At 36.2% G+C, this 20,824-nt stretch carries 18 protein-coding genes; 2 read left to right on the forward strand and 16 right to left on the reverse strand.

The genetic code is table 11. The annotated features are described in order from the left end of the window. Positions 1–8 precede the first annotated feature (8 nt). Complete coding sequence (gene uvrB / locus LQE94_RS04555; protein WP_240577122.1) at positions 9–1,997, reverse strand: excinuclease ABC subunit UvrB; 1,989 nt, start codon at positions 1,995–1,997, stop codon at positions 9–11. 230 nt (positions 1,998–2,227) lie between these two features. Between uvrB and LQE94_RS04560 the strand changes: the two genes are divergently transcribed. Further along, positions 2,228–2,596 (forward strand): BlaI/MecI/CopY family transcriptional regulator, encoded by a 369-nt coding sequence (locus LQE94_RS04560; RefSeq protein ID WP_240577123.1) that lies wholly within the window; start codon positions 2,228–2,230, stop codon positions 2,594–2,596. A gap of 18 nt (positions 2,597–2,614) precedes the next feature. After that, the gene (locus LQE94_RS04565; RefSeq protein ID WP_240577124.1) at positions 2,615–4,414 is read left to right on the forward strand and encodes a BlaR1 family beta-lactam sensor/signal transducer; all 1,800 of its coding nucleotides are present in this window, start codon (positions 2,615–2,617) and stop codon (positions 4,412–4,414) included. Positions 4,415–4,478: 64 nt separating this feature from the next. Here the strand turns inward: LQE94_RS04565 and LQE94_RS04570 are convergent, their stop codons facing one another. From LQE94_RS04570 to LQE94_RS04635, 15 genes are all read right to left on the reverse strand, one after another. Then, positions 4,479–5,711: a DUF6070 family protein gene (locus LQE94_RS04570; RefSeq protein ID WP_240577125.1), complete on the reverse strand. Its 1,233-nt coding sequence runs from the start codon at positions 5,709–5,711 to the stop codon at positions 4,479–4,481. Between the two features lie 8 nt (positions 5,712–5,719). After that, on the reverse strand, positions 5,720–6,958 hold the full coding sequence (locus LQE94_RS04575; protein WP_240577126.1) for a DUF6070 family protein: 1,239 nt from the start codon (positions 6,956–6,958) through the stop codon (positions 5,720–5,722). Between the two features lie 197 nt (positions 6,959–7,155). After that, complete coding sequence (locus LQE94_RS04580) at positions 7,156–7,995, reverse strand: hypothetical protein (RefSeq protein WP_021740685.1); 840 nt, start codon at positions 7,993–7,995, stop codon at positions 7,156–7,158. A 55-nt stretch (positions 7,996–8,050) separates the two neighbouring features. Further along, positions 8,051–8,260, reverse strand: coding sequence for a DUF6070 family protein (locus tag LQE94_RS04585; RefSeq protein WP_028087876.1), 210 nt, complete (start codon positions 8,258–8,260; stop codon positions 8,051–8,053). Continuing rightward, a complete protein-coding gene (locus LQE94_RS04590) occupies positions 8,257–8,451 on the reverse strand; it encodes a hypothetical protein (RefSeq protein WP_226866039.1) in 195 nt (64 codons plus the stop codon). Before LQE94_RS04590 ends, LQE94_RS04585 begins: the two co-directional genes overlap by 4 nt. After that, the gene (locus tag LQE94_RS04595) at positions 8,441–10,552 is read right to left on the reverse strand and encodes a penicillin-binding transpeptidase domain-containing protein (protein ID WP_240577127.1); all 2,112 of its coding nucleotides are present in this window, start codon (positions 10,550–10,552) and stop codon (positions 8,441–8,443) included. The genes LQE94_RS04590 and LQE94_RS04595 overlap by 11 nt, the downstream gene beginning before the upstream one ends. A 340-nt stretch (positions 10,553–10,892) precedes the next feature. Beyond that, positions 10,893–12,485: a KAP family NTPase gene (locus LQE94_RS04600; protein ID WP_240577128.1), complete on the reverse strand. Its 1,593-nt coding sequence runs from the start codon at positions 12,483–12,485 to the stop codon at positions 10,893–10,895. A 36-nt stretch (positions 12,486–12,521) separates the two neighbouring features. Then, positions 12,522–13,223 (reverse strand): RloB family protein, encoded by a 702-nt coding sequence (locus LQE94_RS04605; protein ID WP_055290367.1) that lies wholly within the window; start codon positions 13,221–13,223, stop codon positions 12,522–12,524. 2 nt (positions 13,224–13,225) lie between these two features. After that, positions 13,226–14,581: an AAA family ATPase gene (locus LQE94_RS04610; RefSeq protein WP_240577129.1), complete on the reverse strand. Its 1,356-nt coding sequence runs from the start codon at positions 14,579–14,581 to the stop codon at positions 13,226–13,228. Between the two features lie 231 nt (positions 14,582–14,812). After that, the gene (locus tag LQE94_RS04615; protein WP_240577130.1) at positions 14,813–15,286 is read right to left on the reverse strand and encodes a JAB domain-containing protein; all 474 of its coding nucleotides are present in this window, start codon (positions 15,284–15,286) and stop codon (positions 14,813–14,815) included. After that, positions 15,276–15,401, reverse strand: a complete 126-nt coding sequence (locus LQE94_RS16190; RefSeq protein ID WP_276312695.1) for a hypothetical protein — start codon at positions 15,399–15,401, stop codon at positions 15,276–15,278. The genes LQE94_RS04615 and LQE94_RS16190 overlap by 11 nt, the downstream gene beginning before the upstream one ends. After that, positions 15,385–15,699, reverse strand: coding sequence for a hypothetical protein (locus LQE94_RS04620; protein WP_330638863.1), 315 nt, complete (start codon positions 15,697–15,699; stop codon positions 15,385–15,387). Before LQE94_RS04620 ends, LQE94_RS16190 begins: the two co-directional genes overlap by 17 nt. Next, positions 15,671–18,739 carry a VaFE repeat-containing surface-anchored protein gene (locus tag LQE94_RS04625; RefSeq protein WP_240577131.1) on the reverse strand — a complete coding sequence of 1,023 codons (3,069 nt, stop codon included), beginning with the start codon at positions 18,737–18,739 and terminating at the stop codon, positions 15,671–15,673. Before LQE94_RS04625 ends, LQE94_RS04620 begins: the two co-directional genes overlap by 29 nt. A gap of 265 nt (positions 18,740–19,004) precedes the next feature. After that, positions 19,005–19,940, reverse strand: coding sequence for a ParB/RepB/Spo0J family partition protein (locus LQE94_RS04630; protein ID WP_240577132.1), 936 nt, complete (start codon positions 19,938–19,940; stop codon positions 19,005–19,007). Next, positions 19,894–20,721 (reverse strand): ParA family protein, encoded by an 828-nt coding sequence (locus tag LQE94_RS04635; protein ID WP_240577133.1) that lies wholly within the window; start codon positions 20,719–20,721, stop codon positions 19,894–19,896. Before LQE94_RS04635 ends, LQE94_RS04630 begins: the two co-directional genes overlap by 47 nt. Between the last annotated feature and the right edge of the window lie 103 nt (positions 20,722–20,824).

A 20,824-nucleotide genomic window follows, 5' to 3' on the forward strand; every position in this document is an offset into this window, starting at 1 on the left:
TACCATCATTAATCATCTATCTCATTGAATGCTTTTTTTAACTCTATAAGTTTATCTCGCAACTCTGCTGCAAGTTCAAAATTCAATTCTGCTGCTGCTTTTTTCATCTTCTTTGTAATACTTCCGATTAATTTCTCCAGTTCCTCTTTGCTCATAGATTCTGGATCTTTCTCCATCTGCAATTCTGAAGTATCCACTTTCTTAGAAATGCTGATCAAATCTCGAACTGCTTTTTTAATTGTCTGAGGTGTGATTCCATTTTCCTCATTATATTTCATCTGAATTTCTCGACGTCTTTTTGTTTCTTCTATTGCCATTCTCATAGAATCGGTCACCGTATCAGCATACATAATAACATGACCTTCTGCATTTCTCGCCGCACGTCCTATCGTCTGTATCAACGAAGTCTCTGATCTCAAAAAGCCTTCCTTATCTGCATCTAAAATTGCAACAAGTGTAATCTCCGGAATATCTAATCCTTCTCTCAGCAAATTAATCCCGACCAATACGTCAAAAACATCCATACGCATATCACGTATAATCTCTGTTCGTTCTAATGTATCAATATCGGAATGTAAATATTTTACACGTACACCGACTTCTCTTAAATAGTCTGTTAAGTCTTCTGCCATTCTTTTCGTCAATGTTGTGATTAATACTTTGTTCTTTTTCGCAACTTCTTTGTTAATCTCACCTAGCAAATCATCTATCTGTCCCTCAACCGGCCGCACTTCAACCTCAGGATCTAGAAGACCTGTTGGACGGATCACCTGCTGAGCACGTAATAATTCATGTTCTTCCTCATACACACCAGGCGTAGCTGAGACAAACAGCACTTGATTCACCTTGCTTTCAAACTCCTCAAAATTGAGAGGTCTGTTATCTTTAGCAGAAGGCAGACGGAATCCATAATCAACCAACGTTGTCTTTCTTGACTGATCTCCATGATACATCCCCGCTATTTGCGGAACTGTCTTATGTGATTCGTCAATCATCATAATAAAATCGTCCGGGAAATAATCAATCAATGTATATGGAGGCTGCCCCGGTTGCAATCCGGATAAATGTCTGGAATAATTTTCAATACCGGAACAAAAACCTGTTTCTTTTAACATTTCAACATCAAAATTTGTACGCTCTGCTATACGCTGTGCCTCCAATAATTTATCTTGGCGTTTGAATTCCTTCACACGTTCTTCCAATTCATCTTCAATCGCACCTACAGCACGTTTTATGTTTTCCTTATCAACAACATAATGTGAAGCCGGGAAAATTGCAGCATGTTTTAATTCGCCCTTAATTTCACCGGTTAAAACATCAACTTCAACAATTCTATCAATTTCATCTCCAAAAAATTCCACTCTGATAGCAGTGCTTTCAGCATTAGCCGGTATCACTTCCACAACATCTCCTCTGACACGAAATGTACCTCTATGAAAATCCATATCATTACGATTGTACTGAATTTCTATTAATTTTGAAATCAATTCATCTCTGTCCTTCTCCATGCCCGGACGCAATGAAATAACCATATTCTGATAATCTAATGGACTACCAAGACCATAAATACAAGAAACACTGGCTACTATAATAACATCTCTTCGTTCTGTCAGTGCCATTGTTGCGGATAAACGCAATTTATCTATCTCATCATTAATTGCTGAATCTTTAGCAATATAAGTATCTGAAGACGGAACATAAGCTTCTGGTTGATAGTAGTCATAATAGGAGACAAAATATTCCACTGCGTTATTTGGAAAGAACTCTTGAAATTCCCCATAAAGCTGCGCAGCCAGTGTCTTATTGTGTGCTATGATCAGCGTTGGTTTATTCAATTGTTGGATGACATTCGCCATCGTAAATGTCTTACCAGATCCGGTGACGCCAAGCAATGTCTGACACTGATTGCCTTCTTTAAAACCTTCGACTAGTTCTTTGATTGCCTGTGGCTGGTCTCCTGTTGGTTTATATTCTGATACTAATTCAAAATGATCCATATGATTTCTCCTGATTGAATCTAATTTATTTTGGAATGTAGTAATATTATTTCTAGTATTGTTACTTGTCTAGTATATCATTCAATATAAAAAAAGTACAGAACAAAACCGAATGTTTGTTCTGTACTGTACTTTTGTATTTGTGTTGCTGTTCACTCTCGCGTTGACAGAATAACCTTTTAAGATATATAATATTTTTATTACATTTGTAAGATTTGGAGGAATATCACATGAGCAATCTGCCTCAAATTTCAGAAGCTGAATTTGAAGTTATGAAAATCGTTTGGAAATACGCACCAATCAGCACCAATGAAATTACTGAAAAATTAGTACAAATTTCCCGTTGGAGTCCTAAAACAATTCAGACATTGATTAAACGTCTCGTTTCTAAAAAAGCACTAACCTACGAAAAACAAAGCCGGGTTTTTGTCTATACTCCATTGGTCAAGGAAGACGAATATATTCAGCAGGAAAGTAATTCTTTTTTAAAGCGATATTATAATGGTAATATCACTTCTATGCTTGCCTCTTACATTGAGGATGATAAATTGTCTGAAGAAGACATTGCCAGCTTACGGAATCTTCTTTCCAATCATTAACCATGGGAGGAGCATATTTTGATATATTTTAGTTTTCGATTTTTACTCTGTAATGCCATCATTTGTATTTTTTTAGGTAGTTTACTGGGATTAAAAAATTTATTGCAAAGGCAATTATCCGCACGTATGCAATATAATCTTTCGATTATATTTCTTGCCGTTCTAATTGTTCCCTTTTTACCGATAAACTCTGCCCCATCTTCTATATCGTGGAGACATTTGCTGACAGCCAGTTCAAGTACCAATGGTGACATTCAAACCACTTTTCTTTCTGGTAATGGTTATAATTTGGATAAAATAAATGATTTTGCTGTCTCTGTCAGCACCCAAATACCAACTTTTATTCACACATTACTTGTATTTTTCTGGAGTATCGGTATATTCATAATGTTTTTTCTTCTCTACCGCTCAGTAAAACAAGTAAAAGCCTTACATAGTTCTGCTTTACCTCTTCAAAATGAAGAACTAAACGCTCTTTATATAGAATGTTTAAACGAAGTGAACAGCAAGCATACCATTCCGATTTATAGTACAGCATTTTTGAAATCTCCTGTTTTGGCTGGTTTCCTGCATCCTCGCATTTATCTTCCAATTCACTTGATTTCAGATTTTAACGCTGGAACTATAAGCGCAACTGATATTCGATATATGCTTCTTCATGAACTGCAGCACTACAAGCATAAAGATATTCTAATTGGATATTTGATAAATACAGTAAATGTTTTCTACTGGTTCAATCCCCTAATCTGGTATTTTCTAAAAAGAATACGGCAGGAACGGGAACTTGCCTGCGACAGTGCTGTATTACAATTATTGAAAGAAACAGAATACAAGTCATATGGAAATACACTGATTAACTTTGCCGAAACAATAGCTCTGTCTCCATTTCCTCTTACTATGGGAATCAGTGAAAATATAAAACAGTTAAAAGGACGCATTTTAAATATTGCATCATTCCACCAACCTACTTTTAAACAAAAAATTCGTGGATATCTTATATGCATATTCGTCTCTACTATCATCATTGGATGCATTCCCATACTTTCTGTTTATGCTTCTGATCAGACTGGGTATCATTTTGACACAACCGAAAAGAATATTACTCAGCTAAATCTTTCTTCCAATTTTGGGGACTACACCGGAAGTTTTGTTTTATATGATCAGTCTGCTGATAGATGGAATATTTATAATATGGATCATGCTTCCACACGTGTATCACCGAATTCGACTTATAAAATATATGATGCATTACTTGGCTTGGAATCTGGAATTATTACACCAGAACATTCCACTTTCACATGGAATGGAGAGCCATATCCCTTTAATTCATGGGAAGCCGATCAAGATTTAACCTCGGCTATACATAATTCCGTAAACTGGTATTTTCAGGTGATTGATTCACAGGCAGGTTTTGAAGCCGTAAGAACATTTTTACAGACAATAAACTATGGGAATCAGAATACTGGAACAAATCTAAATCTCTATTGGACAGATTTCTCTCTGAAGATATCACCCATAGAACAGGTGGAATTGTTACAGGATTTCTATCAAAATAATTTTCATTTTGACAGTAAAAATATCCAGGCAGTAAAAAAAGCCTTGCTGCTTTCCACTACTTCTTCCGGTTCTCTTTACGGGAAAACAGGAACCGGGCGTGTCAATGGTAAAGATGTCAATGGCTGGTTTATCGGATACATTGAAACAGCGAATAATACTTACTACTTCGCAACAAATATTCAATCCTCTTCTGGTGCAACTGGAAGTCAGGCTACCGAAATAACAGAATCTGTACTTTCTAATCTTGGTATTTGGAAATAAATAAAGAGAACTGATAGCATAATTTCCCGTTATCAGTTCTCTTTATTTATTTCTTCTCTACTGATCAATTCTGCAAATTACCTAACCGGTACTGATACCTCGGTATATTATCAATACCATTATCTAAAATCCTATTTCCAACATACTGAATCGTTCCATCATCCTGAATTTTCATCGTAAGTTCGTGTGTAATAACAGCATCATTACATACAACAGAATCACATACTGCATGAATTGTCAAAACAATGGTTCCATCTTCATTGTGCCTGACTTCTGTTACTTCCGGTAAAGACAAGCCAAAATGTGTTGGTGAATAATTACCACATCCCAATCGTTCCCAGATAAACATATTACTTTGTTCATCGTAGACCGCCCATTCTTTCAATTCTTCTTTTGTAACAGGAAGATATGTCATAATTACATTTTCGAACTCTTCTGCTGGAATTCCCACAACCTCTTTTTCTGCAGTAAATTTTTCTCCATATTTCATTTGATAAAAATATTCATAAAGTCCATTATAATCCAACCCCTGCATATCCCCCGCATTCCAGTTTGAACATAACAGATTGTTTCCCTGATAGCCGAACGTACTCACATATTTTTTTGAATATTCCCGACACTCCTCACTCAAAGGCTTTACCCGGATAATACAACTTCCATCTACAATCTCTGTCACTTCCGGTGGTTCAGGTACGCATAATTCATAACAGAAATTCCCATTTTCAGTATATGCCCATTCTTTTATTTTTGATAGCGATATGTATGTAAGTACAGGCTCTGTATCCTCACTCCAGATCATTTTTGCAGACATCACACTCATTTCTTTTCCATCATAACTATATTCTTTTCTAGTAATTCCACCATCTGTATCTGCTTCATATAAAATTACACTTCCTTTTTCTTCTTGTTCTGCAGATTTTAAAAATTGTTCCATCTTCTGGTAATTATCCATAACAGAATAATGATCGGAACCAATGACCGGATTCCCATTTTGTTTGATAATTTCTTTCATCCGATTCATCATTTGCTCAGCAGTGTTCTGATCTACTTCTTGTATTCCATTATATTCAGAATAAATGTCTCGGATAATGCCCATAATTTCTTTACAATCGGTCACAACTTCCTTTTTCTTGTCTCCATCGATTGGTAGATTATATCCCTTATCCAGATTTTCCATGATAGTGTTTTTCTGATTCTTCTCATTTTTTCCATCTGTGCTGTTTAACGATATCTTACTTTCACAGGAAGTCAGAATCATTCCTATACAAAGTACTAACAAAATACTTTTTCTTTTCATATTGCCCCCTAATTATTACTGTAATTCTCTTCCCACTCTTCTTCTGTTAACCTTGGCATATACCACCCTGCATTTGCATTTTGATCTGACCTGATTACCTTATTTGATAAATACTGGAAACTTCCGTCTTCCATAGGTTTTATCATCAATTCACTGGTGATTGCCTGATCTAACATTCTGATTTCCCATACTGCTTCTATCGTAAGTTTTAATGTTCCATCTTGTAATTTTTCATATGAGATAACTTCCGGATATGGCTCATATGGGAATTCACAATCATATAACCCTCGCGGTCTGTATCTAAAAGTTCTATTATCAGAGTTATAAAAAGTTCCTTTTTCAATCTCGCTATTACTAAATGGTAAATAGGTCTTTATAACCTCTTCAAACTCATCTTTTGGAACTTCATATTCTGCTCCACCATAATTTGCTTCATATGGAACTTGCTTTCCATATTTCATATAATACATTTTTTCATAAAGATCATAAAAATCAAGTTCCGTATAATTCTGGTTATCCCAATTTGTAATCAACAGATTATTAAGTGCATACCCCAACGGCATAACATATTTTCGATTCAATTCTCGGCATGTTTTATCTAATGGCTGCACTCTGAATCCAGTTTCACCCGGTGCTCCATCAAATCCCGGTGGGTGATATTCCTCCAGAAACAAGTATCCTTTTTCTGTATATTTCCACTCATATGCTTCATATTCATCATAATAATTAGCCTGTGGGCTATTATCCTTCCATTTAACCTGACATAATCGAACATTTATCTTTCCATTCATTGACTCTAAATGATATTGTATAATTTCCCCTTCATCAAATACAACAACAATATCTACTGCTGCCTGTTCTTCTTTCTCTGCTGCTTTGCAAAAATCTTCTACTTTTTCACGATTGACCATATCAATCTGATTATCACAATCTACTGCCGCATATCCTTTTTCTTCCAGACAATTGATAATTTTTCTTTTCACCTTTAATGTATTTAACTCCGACTTCTCCTTCATATAAACAAACCGAAAAGTTTGTGCTGTTTTTTTTACTTCTGCATTCATTTCAGATTCTACGGTTTCTTTCTTTTCTTCTTTTTCCGTAATTCGATTTTGTCCGCACCCTGTAAAAACAATAAGAACTATCAATATCATCGCAAATATCTTACATATGTAATAATTCCCCATAAAAATTTTTTTATCCTTCAAAATACTCATCCAATACTGTTGCATCTTTTTTAACAACATAACCACTTCCACCGATTCCTTTCTTCTAATTTTTTTGTTCCTTAAATCTTACACTTGTAATATTTAAAAACCAAGTCTATTTTCAGGAATTGTATACTCCAGATTCACCATCTTTATGTGCGATATATCCTATTTTATTACCATCCTCTATATCTTCTCCATTTTTGTTACCCTGTCATTTTAAAGAACATCCTTACTTACACTGTTACATATTTTTCCGCTTCTTCTTTGCACTTCAACGTATTTCCATGCCCAATTACATATTCCATACATTCTTTTCCCTGCTCTTCTTTTCCGATTCGGTAGTAACATACTCCCAGCAGGAATCTGCGTGTAACCTCATAATAAGGCAGCTTTTCCGTATCATTTTCCAGTAATCTTACTGCTGCCTCATCTTCACCTTTCAGCATCAAATTTTTTGCCATAAACAGTGGATTCTTTTGAAATACTTTCCCTGCTTTTTCTAATGTAGCCGAATAACCTGCCGCATCTTTCTCCTGATATTTCTTCGACAGTTCGAGATTCGTCATGACCTGCTGCCAGGAACGTCCCTCTCTTTTTCCTTCCCATTCATTCTTTATATACTCTTCTGCCTTCTGCAACTGCCCATTTATGATCAGTGCAACTACATATTTAGACTCAGCTATCAGCATGACACTTTTTTGAAATCCATGATAATCCAAGCTCTTTCCGTACTTTACCAACTCTTCCAGCATTTCTGAATATTTTTCTGCATCACATTGCTGTGACAGAATCCGGTCAATTTTTGAAAAATCTCTGAGAATGTCCCTGATTAAAATGAATATACCTGCAATCAGATCAACCACCACGCAAATCCACAGAAGCCAGGGATCTGTCGTGACCCAGCCCGGCTGCTTCACATCGAAAAAGAGTACTGTCTCCTGATGCGGGAACGGATTTCCTTTGAAAATACTCACCACACAAATCAATGCTGCATAAATCAACAGCACATTCCGTATCATCCTGATGCGTCCATTTTTCTGCTTTTCATAAATCTTTTTTATCTGCTCTTCCATTTTCTCTACCTCGCTGTCACACTATTTTTGTACCTACAACATAATTATACATAAATTAATATTGTAGCGAATCTCTGTTCGGTTGTACAATATCTACTGCTGCCTGTTCTTCTTTCTCCGCTGTTTTGCAAAAATCTTCCACTTTTTCACGATTGACCATATCAATCTGATTATCACAATCTACTGCCGCATATCCTTTTTCTTCCAGACAATTGATAATTTTTCTTTTCACCTTTAATGTATTTAACTCCGACTTCTCCTTCATATAAACAGACCGAAAAGTTTGCGCTGTTTTTTTACTTCTGCATTCATTTCAGATTCTACGGTTTCTTTCTTTTCTTCTTTTTCCGTAATTCGATTTTGTCCGCACCCTGTAAAAACAATAAGAACTATCAATATCATCGCAAATTTCTTACATATGTAATAATTCCCCGTAAAAATTTTTTTATTTTTCAAAATATTCCTCCAATACGGTTGCATCCTTTTTAACAACATAACCACTTCCACCGATTCCTTTCACATTCTCAACCATACTGATAAGAAGAATTGGTTTGTCCACGCTTTTATCTGCCGTAAACACCGAAAACCACCCGATTTCTTTGCCAGAAGTATCTTCTTTCGTTGCCTTCAACTCGGCTGTCCCTGTTTTTCCAGCAAGCAAAATATCGTCACGATGTGCAGCATATCCGGTTCCTTCCGGATCATTTACAACACCTTCCACCCCTTGCATAATTTCTTCTACATTTTCTTCGCTAAACGCATTTTCTATCCATGTTTCACCAGATGCTTCTTCTTTGTATTTCAAATACGGTTTTATCATATTCCCTTCATTTAAAAATGAAGTATAAATACTTGCCAGATGTAATGGATTTACAAGAATCTGCCCTTGCCCATAACCACTATCTGCCAATTGTATTTCTGTTTCTATTTTATCTGTATTGGAATATGTTGATTCCTGCATCGCAATCTCAAACGGCATATTCTGATTAAATCCTATTTCATTTAAAGTATTCATAAAATTCTCACTACCAATTTTAAGAGCTGCCTTTGCAAAATAAATATTATCAGAATAGATAATTGCATTTTTCATAATAACCGGTTCATATTCATGAAGTGTTGTCACTTGATAAGATCCCCAAGACGAATCTTTCTGCCATGCCAAACCTTCATTTCCAAAATCTTCTTTTGGATCTATGCTTCCCGTTTTCAACCCAATTCCTGCCACAACTGGTTTAAATGTTGAGCCAGGACACCATACTTGACGAAAACGATTATATAATGGTTTCTTTTCATCTTCGTTCAATGATGTCCATTTCTCTGATGATAAGCCCCGTATAAATTCATTATTATCATAAGATGGGGTACTTACCAAAGCCAATACTTCTCCCGTATAAGGATTCATTGCGACAGAACACCCCGGATCTTCTTTAAACTGCTCGTATAATGATTTTTGCAAATCGGAATCTATCGTTAATCTTATATCCATACCATCTTCTTTAAAAATACTTGCAAGAACCTCTTTTACTTCCCCATCACTATCCAAAATCTTTATATCACAACCATCTTTTCCTTTTAATTGCTTTTCGTATAACTTTTCCACCCCAGATCTTCCGATTACACTTTCTGTTGAATATCCTTCCCCTGGATGATTTTCTAAATCTTCTGCTGTTACAGACTGTACATAACCAATTAAATGAGCTGCTGCCTCCCCTAACTCATAGGTTCTAACTTCCACATCTGATAGCATAACCCCTGGAATTTCCAAAAGTTTATTCTGGCAATCCTGCTCCTCAAGTGTCTTTTCTTCTGGCTGTATTTTCATTAAATCTATTTCTTCTACTTTCGGAATAGTTTCAATTGGTACAAAAGAATCTTCTTTTACCCACTTTGCTGTGAGTTTGTTATTTATTGTTTCTACATCTATCTCTAATAACTCCGCTATTTTTTCAATAGATACATTCCTGTCTTCCAGCTTTCCCGGTATAATGCCAACTGATGTTGCTACTCCTTTTCCTGCAAGCATTTTACCATCTCGGTCTAATATTTCTCCTCTCTCCGCTTTTGATGTAGTAACACTTATTTTATCATCACTCTCTAAATCTGGAAAAATCAGGCTATCCTGCCATACTAATTTATATCCCTGTTTCGTCTTCTTCAGTTCCGCCATATTGTCAAATTGTATTGTTCCGGCAATTGTATTACATGATGTTTCATACGAAAGCGTAACTGTATCTGCTTTTTTCTCTTTCACAGCTATATGACTGATTTTAATGTCACTGACCTCTATTCCTTCGTATATCTTAGAATTTCGTTGTATGTATTCTTCTTTTGTCAGATAAACTTTTTTATCTGAATCTATCATAGTATACATTACTTCATATTCCTTTTTTTCAATATGGTTCATATATTCCATAAGTGTGTCTTCTGGTGATTCCGTTATCGTCCTTTTTAATAAAACACCTCCTGAAACAGCAATTACTGTTATAGCTACTATCAGCCCAAAAATCTTACAAATGTAAGATTTTTGGGTGTTTTGCTTTTTCCGTTTTCTTTTCATAGATACCCCTTTCTTCTAATTATTTTATTTTTCAAAATCTTACACCTGTAATATTTAAAAGTCAAGTAAAATATTATGTTTTAAAAGAATACTTACTTACATAATTTTTTGACTTTTATATTAAATCAAATCTTCACCATTAACAAATCCATACGATTTTAATAATTCTTTATCTTCTGAATTCCTTTCTTGCCTTAGATTAATATTATTGGGGATAATATCCGGGCATGAAAATAACCAGGTGATTCCTTGAGTTGGAACCATCTGGCTATGTAGATTTTATTTCTATTTTTTCACTATTTCTTCGACCAAAACTTCTATTCTATGTCTTGACATATGATCACAATCTTCTTTTATTTTTTTTACAATACTGCAAGAATTTTTCAGCATCCGAATGATACAAAACATACATAATATTATAACACGTATGATATCTATCTTCATCCACATTGTCTACTGGAAAAGAAATTCTATTATACAAATTGTCTATCTCTGATATGATAATATCATGATAATAACTACTATCAAAATTATTTCTAAGTTTATATGAATAATCATAAGCCTTTTTCCCATGAGTTGTTTTTTTCAAATATCCCACATATGTCTCTATTAAAAATTTCATCATCTCTTTATTTTCTTCTTGATATATTCTTTTTATCTTTTCCGCTGACATGTGAAACAAATCATATGAATACGATAGCATTTCCTCTTTTCCATCTAAGACAGTTTTTTCCAGCATTTCTTCTAAAATATTTCTATATTCTGATAAAACACTTTCATTATTTTCCTCTAAAACATCACTCCAAACAACATACGCATCTGCAAATTCATTTAATTCTGCTAAACTCTTTGCTTCAAGCATTTTCTCTCTTAAAATAGGTAATACACTCCTTATTTCCTCATCTGACTTATAATAGTTAGGCTTATCTCCTGAATTAAGAAATAACTTGTATTCAGCCTCCAATTGTTCTTCATTTAGTACCCCTTCCTCATAATATTTCAGTATCATTTCTACCAAATTTGTACTACACTTTATTCCATAAAGATATCTGCCAATTCTATGCTGAAGCATATTTCCAATCGTATTTGTCATTTTTTCTACAGAATCAGTATTAGTATTATCAGAATCAATTTCTTTATAGTACAAGTTTTCTATACTCTCCACAACAACAGCAAAGCATATTAACCTTAATTCTTCTTTAAATTGCTCACTCATGTCACTATTACAAAACAATTTTACATCTTCAAAAAAACGTTGCGCCTTTTCGAGCGTCCGTAAATTTTTGACTTTATGGATTTCCAAGAATTTTTCAACAAAGTCTGCATGGATATTCATTTTACTCCATGTCACTTTCTCTGCACGTTCTGTAATATGATATATTCTTTCAATGACCTTTTCATTATACTTTTCAAATACAACTTTTTTGTCCGATTGTATTTCATCTGTATTCGCAATCACAATAACTTTTACATAATTACATTGCTTGAGTTCTTCTATAATTCCAAATATATCTTCCAAATTTATGTCATCACTCATTCTTTCCAAGTCATCTATTACAATAATATGAACAGAAGTAAACTCTTTTGACAATAATAGAAACATTTCTCTTTCATTGACTATACTTTGTACTGCTTCCTTTGCCTGACCAACTTTATCCCAGATTTTTGATGCGCCATCTAAAATATTATTAGCTATTTCACCTATTTTCCCACCAATATTATTCTTTAAAGCCAATTGAAATAAAGCTTCATGATATATTTGCCTAGTGTCTTTCAAACCAAACATTGATATTTTACAAACATTGGGATTTGCTTCTAATGCCTCATTTACCGCATAAGATTTTCCAATTCCCCATGTTCCATCAAATAAAATTGCTCTATACGGTAGATGATCTATGTCACTGATTATATTTTTTATATTATCTGCTTTCATACTGTATCTTTCCACCCCTATTTTTCATCTAACAACTTATTTTCCATCATCATTCCGAATATCATCAATAATCCGACCAATATTACATGTAATCTGTCCCTTACACTGATGAATATCCTCATTGATTTTCTTTTCCTGCTCAATAGCAATCTCTATATTCTTCGCCAGTTCTCCAATTGCAGAATTCTTTTTGGGATTGATTCCTGTTCTGGCAAGTAACAACTTATAGATAAATGTCTGATGTCCATCTTTTTCATTCTGGATAATCTGTTCAGCATTCGGCTCAATATCATCTTCATATGAATTTTCATAATGTAACAGCAAGAACAATTCAAATGCTGGATTGCTAACCGCTAATATATTATTCTTTTCACCTTCTGCTACTAGTTCATCATAATCAAGTACTTTTTCTTCAAAAATATCTCCATCAAATACAACAATCATCTTATCACGTTCTTTATCAAACGCTATTTCCGGATTTTCTTTCTGATTTTCTGCAAATTCAATCAAACGTCTTGGAAATGAAATGTCCCTGTCTCCCTCTGTTTTTTCAAGTAACCGGATATCAATCAATGGATGAATATTTAACTCTTTTCGGATATCAATTAACTTTTTGAAATACCATGTTTCAGTATTTGCACCCTCACATATGAAAAAGTACTTACGATAAGGCTCAATCTGTTCTTCTTCATCTGTAGTTCTGCTATTCCAATTCGTATAACTTCTTACTGGAGCCAAGGCTACTCCTCCTCTCTAAAGTCGAATGTTGAAAATACCGGTATCGCACCATATCTTCCTTCCAGATATGCCTTGCTCAACACCTTATCATACCTCTCCTTGAAACGATCTAGGGAATAAATAGAGCTTGCATTTTCTGCATTACGTTCTACAAACCAGATTTCATCCCTTCTGAAAATAGCCTGATCCATAATGGATGATTCATGTGTAGTGAACAATAGCTGCATACGCTGCTCATCATGTAGCTGCATAAACAATTGCAAAAATCGTTCTGTCAGCTTCGGATGTAAGCTTCTCTCTAATTCATCCACAACATAAAGAACATCTTCTCGTTTATTCAACAGCATATCCATCAAATCGAATAATCTTCTTGTTCCATCAGACTCTTCATCAAAACCGAACTCATAAAATGACTTATTATGATGCAACCGGATTGTTGTGACCTTCGGTTCAGAATGTCCTTCAACTTCGATATTAAAGAAAGTTTCCTTCGACCTCATCGTCATTCTGAATGATGGTTCTTCCTGCTCTTCCATTCTATTTTTTACATGCTGCATCATCTTATCAAATACTGATTTTGGCAATGCATTTGATAACTCATCCAATGTAATTTCTTCAATTTTCACCTGACTGATACCCGTATCAAATGTTTTGATCAATTTGTTAATCAGCTTCAGCGAATTATCATCATAATAATATTCCAAATCAATCAATGGCGTATCCGGTGTGATAATCGAAATATGATTCTGAATCCAATCATATACATCCCGGAAGAACAATAATTTAGATTGTGTGCTATATTTTTTCCCGCGATTCATTTCTGTCAGGAACAAAGATGTTTCATTTCCTTCAAAATCATCTGCATAGGTTTCAAATTTATTTTTTTCTGTGTTTGTCAGCGTAATGCCATCATTTAACACCGGACGTTTGCTTCCTTCTCGTTCAAAAAGACATTTTGCTGAACCATTCTGATATAATTCATATAACCATTCTCCGGTTACTTTTCGTCTGCTTAAAACTGCAGAAAAACCATAGGCATAAAATTTGTCACCTACAGTAATCTGAATTTCAAAACTACTTTCTCGTTCCTTATTCTCCTTCCGATTCTTACAAAACATCTGTGTAGCTTCTATCGGAATACCATTGCAGACACTATCTTTAAAAAATTTAAAGAACAATGCCAAATTGGTCTTTCCAGATGCATTTGCTCCATAAACTACTGCATATTTTAATAACTGAGTACTTTTTATCTTTAACCTGTGATTTGCATTTGTTCGTATTTTATTTGAGGAAATCATTGTCAGCTCTGCTGCTTTATCAAAAGATTTAAAATTTTCAACACTTACTTTTACTAACATTCTTATACACCTCCACCTTTATTATATGTTTTACTCTTCTCTCAGTCAATGTGAATTTCTTATTTAGAGATTTTTTCGTTATATATTGTTTCTTTTTCTATTTTTAACAATTTTATTTTGAGTTATGCATATAATATCAATGTATAAGTCAGCTTTTTGTAGCGACACTATTTTACTAATGCCGCTACATGAAATATTACAATAAATAAAAACTTCTAATTCTTTTTTCTTCTATCTCTCCCAGTCCGTCCTTCCTGTCACATTCAACATCTTTTCTTCTCGGAAGCTGAGCATCTTTCCATTAGTTCCACCGACAATGATATGATCCAGCAATTCTATCCCCAGTAGCTGTCCGCACTTCTGCAGCTTTCTCGTAACAATCATATCCTCTTTTGACGGTTTCACATTGCCACTGGGATGATTATGAAGTCCAATGATTGCAGAAGTATTTGCCAGAATACTGCTCTTAAAAACTTCTCTGGGAATTACCAAAGATGCATTGATTGTTCCAACACTGACCAGATTCATATTGATTACCTGTCCATTATTTTTCATATTCAGGATGCAAAATACTTCTCTGTCATATTGCGATAACTCCTTCGCCATCAATTCTACAACAGCCTGTGGACTGTCCAACGTCTGCTCACTATAAAGAGACGGCTCTTTTACCAGACGGATATTCACAACTTCCAATTCATTCTCCATCCTTCTGATCTCCTTTTGGAAATTCTACAACCAAAAAAATATTACTCTCTGAAGATTCCACATATGCTTTCAATTGTGATAATGTCATTTCCAAATATTTAGGTTGTTCCACCATAATCTGCTCCTTTCGTTTCTTCCTTTACTTCTTTTTTCCCTGACAAATAGCTTATCACTTTGTTTGCCTTAATGCTTTTCTGCATCTCACTGATAATGCACAGATCTGCTACATTCACTCCCGGCAAAGCAAGCATTTCATCCATCGCCATATTGACAATCTCTTTTTCCGTTCCATACCCAGCATCAAATAAACGCTGTAATACTTTTACTGCTTTCTGATTTTTTCCCATTTCATCATCAAAGGGCAGCTTATCGCCGCCCTTTGTTTTACTCCTCCCCTTCTTTCTTTTCTTCAATTCCTAATTGCTTAACCTGTTTCTTTTTATTCCAGATACGAACTCCGGTGATTCCGGCTGCTGACAATACCAGAATGGCTATCCATAAAGCTACCTTTTCCGTATCTCCTGTTTTCGGAGGGTTACTGGTCTTTGTAGTAGTACCCGGTGTCTCTGGGGTTGGTGTTTCCGGTACTTCTTTGATGGTTACAGTCTGACCTTCATCGTTGATGTCCTTATGCTCTGTTACCTTTTTCGGTTCTTCCGGATTTGTCATATCATACAGTTCTTCAAAGGTTACAAACGGCTTTCCTCCAAGAGTGCTGCCATCGAAAGTAAACTCAATCTGCACTTCCATGTTTTCCTTGTCCGCTGTAAATTCATAATCATTGGTAACTTCTTTGCCATCAATGAGCAGCTTTGCATTTTCTGCCTTAACCATCTGCCAACCAGACAACTTGTAGTTCGTACCGATTTCCAGTCCTTCTAAAGTAACCGTATCCACAATCGTCAGATCTTTTCCGGCTTCGATTTCTTTCTTGCCATTCTTATCAGTTGCTGTGGTATGAATCGAAATCTTTCGCTCCGTAATCAGAACAGTCTGACCTTCATCGTCAATGTCTTTATGCTCTGCAACTTTTACAGGTTCTTCCGGACTCTTCAGGTCATATAATTCTTCAAATGTAACCAGATTCTGTCCACCAAGTTCTGATGCATCAAACGTATAAGAAATCTCTACTTTCATTTTCTCGCTGTCAGCAACAAAAGTGTAAGCACTCTCCACACGCTTTCCATCAATGAGCAGTTCTGCATTTTCCTCTTTCAGCATCTGCCAGCCTTTTAACTGATATTTTCTTCCTTCTTCCAGACCGTCCAGAGTAACCGTATCTACAATCGTTACTTTCTTTCCTGCAACAATTATTTTTTCGCCCGTTTCTTTATCCGTTGCTGTTGTATGAATAGTAATCTCTTTTTCATACTCATCGGTCAGTGTTCCAAGGTCGATTGTTACTTTATTTCTGCTGACAACAACTTCAAATGCTGGAATCAATTTCATACCTTTGTTGGATTCACAAGCTAACTCCTCAATCTCATAAGTGTCATAAAGTAATGCACCTTTGCTGTCGTCCGGCTCAGAAGTTCCGAACCAGATTCCGTCCTCACTGGATTTCCCGGTATTTGTATTTCTCTTATGAGATGCCCAATCGGAAGCTGTTGAAAACTGACCATTTTTATCTGTCACTACGATATGGCTCTCTCCGGTTGTTTTACTGGTAATCTTAAAAGGAACATTTGCAAGTCTCTTATGTGTACCTGCTCCAATCTTTACGCCTTCCAGATCTCCACGTTTAATCTGGTTGTAAATGGAATGGCTTTCGTCTGTTAAATCTACGATTTTTCCATTTTCCGTAATCGAAAATTCAATCTCTTTTGCACCGTCTGTCAGATATCCTTCCGGTGCTTTTGTTTCCTCCAGTTTGTATTTACCATATGGAAGTAAATCTGCCGATGTTGTTGCTACTCCGTCAATCCCTGTCTGAATTGTCTTAACTGTCTCATTTTTTTTGTACAGTTTTCCTTCTACCAGAACCGAATTTTCGTTCAAAGAAATAATTGCAAATGCAGTATCTTTTAATGTGGCACTTCCCTGTGCTTTGGTATCTTTTGTCTCTAAATCACGTTTCTGAATCTTCACACCACCTCGGATTACCTGGTCAGATACGGAATACTGGTTGCTTCCGGAAAGAACTGCAAGTTCTCCGTCCTCTGTGATCTGTGTCAGATACATTCCTTTTATCTGTTCTGTACTGTCTCCTGCCTGCATATAAGCTCCGTCCAGTAAATATCCGTCTGGTGCTTTTGTCTCCTCAACAGTCAGTGTTCCAAGTGGTAATACGCTTTTTTCATTCTGAATGTAAAATGCATCTCCCGATACTTTGTAAGCATCTGACAGTTTTGTCACATAATGAATACTTCCGTCACTGCTCTTTTCTGCCACCGTTTTTGTAACCCAGGTACGTGTTGCTTTCTCTGGTAAGTTATCTTTTGTATAAAATCCGTCATAATAATGCCAGGTAAACTCTGCTCCTGACAGTGCTGCATTTCCCTGTGCGGTTGCTTTTCCTGTTTCCATATCAATCTTGAACAGATCTACCAATGTCTCTGTTACTTTCGGAACATCGGAAACATTTAATACGGCTGTCTTTCCGGCTTCAACTTTCAGACTGCGTACTGTCGTATCCAGCTTATATCCTTTCGGTGCAGAAAGCTCTTTGATATAAACAATCCCTGCAGTCACTTCAACTTCATTCGTATCGCCATTTTCATTTGTTGTAAGTGTTCCAATCTGATTACTACAATTCTGGTCTAAAAATATGCCAAAGGTTGCTCCAACAATGGAATACATCGCATTTCCATTTGTGACAATCTCATTTGCAGTTGTCTTTTTTACCTTCGCATTTCCGACATTCAGTTCTGCCCAAAACTGTCCAAGATCCTGTCCTTCACCAGTATAGATATATCCGCCACATTTATAGCGACCTTTGTTTGCCTGTACAAATGCTCTCGCTCCTGCATACACTTCATTCTGAATATCCTGTGAAATCTCAGAATATGCAGCTCGGACATTATCACACTTCCAGCCCAACTGTTCACTGAGTCTCTGCCATACTACACACTGTTCCAGCAGATATCCCTGATTCGCATTTAGGTTACTGTGACTGCCCCTATACTGCTTTACATACTCCAGCGACAATGCCACATCTTCAATCTGTGCAGCACTCATACTGGAACTCGCATCGTGTCTGATTTTATACCCATTTTTAAATCCGGTGTTAATATCTACACAATAGGCTGTTTCGCCCTCCACTTTCATGTGACCTTCATTGAATGTCGAATGAATGGTTCCATCATTCATCACATGTTCAATATATCCGACTCGCTCTGAGGACTCTGTCCAATACTGTGTTTCTGCTGCGTAAGCCGATGTAGTCGGTAATGCAGTTAAAATCGTGGTCAGGGTAAGAAGTCCTGTACACACTCGTTTCCATATCTTCTTCATTTTCTACAATTCCTTTCTTTTCAATCAAAAAAGACGTCCATCTGGAACGCCTGTTGTTGCTTTATGCTGTTTGCTCCCTGCTGTCATGCAGGGTATGGGAATCTCTGACCTGCCGAAAGAGAAGAGGTTCCCGGCTCCTTATTGTCTTTTCGGCTGGTAATCTGCTGGTAAACCAAAGGGGTAAGGTGTGGGGAGGGGAAAACAGAAAAAGGCTGATTTCTCATTGACCACCAACGGGTAGACTTTTCCCTTGGTGTCAAAATGCCTATCGTTCCCTGCTTTTTTCCCGTTTCCGGTATAATTCCAGTGCTTTGATAATGGTTTCTTCCATTTTCTGCTGTGTAGTTCCCGATGGAAAGTATTTTTTCAGTCGGTTCTTCGGGATTTTCCACTGCTCTACCTGATTTGGCTTCTCTTCTGACATAATCGACAGCAAAACATCTTCATTCAACCTGCCCTCTGCTGAAAATTTGCGGATTTTGATTGCCTGTGCATGACTTGGAGTGCAATCTTCCGATTCCATGGTATCGTACAATATCTCCTGTTCTTCTTTTGGCAAATAAGACAGCTCCACCGCCGGACGCATGGCAATTTTCTTGTTATCGACCATTTCAAGAATTTCCGGTATCAAGTAGGTTAATCGAATATATCTTCTGATTTGGTCTTTACTTTCTCCAACCTCCTCACCCAATAATTCATCAGAACGTTTTCCTTTCAACTTTGTCGCCAGTGGCGACGAAGTTAAATCAGTTCTTTGTCCCTGTCTTTTCATGACATCTAACTTCATTTTGTAAGCAAATGCTTTTTCTGATGGTAATATTTCTTCCCTTTGAAGATTGCTGTCAACCATGACAATAACTGCTTCGTCATCACTGAGATTTCTTACAATACAAGGTATATTTTCTAACCCTGCCAGTTCACTTGCCATTTTTCTACGGTGTCCAGAAATCATTTCATACCCACCTGTTGGCTTCTCTCTGACAAGAGCAGGAACCAATACACCATGTTCTCGAATACTTTCAATGGTCTCCACCATTTTATCATCCATTTTTACTTTAAATGGATGATTCGGAAAATCACTGATTTCATAAACAGAAATATTTTTTACATGCTCCTGATTCTTCTGGTCTCTTTCTTCCTGCGTGGTAAAAAGGTCATCGGCTGAGGGAAGATTCATGTTTATTTCTTTGCTTTTCGCCACACTGAATCACCTCCCTCGTAAATTCTGCATACGCCTTTGCAACAGTTCCATTCTTGTCATACTCATAAATGCTCTGTCCTGCTGCACTGCTTTCTGCCGCTGTGATAGCCACTGGAATAACCGTTTTGAAAATTCGGATATGTTTCCCGTAATTTTCTCTTAGGCTATCCTCTGTTGTTCTTGCAAGCTTTGTCCGCATATCTGCAAGCGTCAGTAAGACTCCATCAATCTTCAGATTAGGATTTAGCTGTCTTTGTACCTTACCGATTGTTTTCATTAACTGTGTCATGCCCTTTAGTGGAAGATAATGAGCCTGCACTGGAACAATTACACTGTCTGCGGCAGCTAATGCATTGATGGTCAACATTCCCAAACTAGGCATACAATCAATCAGTATATAATCATAATCCTTTTTCAAATCTGCCAGATACAGCTTTAAAGTCTGCTCTCTGCTCATGGCATTTACCAATGAGATTTCCATTCCCGATAATTCAATGTTGGTCGGAATAATATCTACTCCTTCTTTATGGTGCAAAATGCCTTCATTATACACAAACGGTTCGTCTTGTAATATCTTTTTCATTTGTGTTTCCAATGTAATAGGAAGACTGTCTGCATTTGTCCACCCCAATGCAGTTGTTAAATCCCCCTGCGGATCAGCATCAACCAATAATACTTTCCGCCCTTGATGTGCAAGACCAATTCCTAGATTTAATGTTGTTGTGGTCTTTGCTGTTCCTCCCTTCTGATTTGCAAGGGCGATTACTTTACACTTGGTCATATGGTTTCCTCCTTCCTCGAAAAATTTAATAGCCAATCCTTTTTACAGGACTGGCTATGTATAAAAATGAGCATGAAAAAAGCCGACGGATTCTTGGTGAACC

The sequence above is a fragment of the Mediterraneibacter sp. NSJ-151 genome (assembly GCF_022487435.1).
Lineage (GTDB): Bacteria > Bacillota > Clostridia > Lachnospirales > Lachnospiraceae > Schaedlerella > Schaedlerella hominis.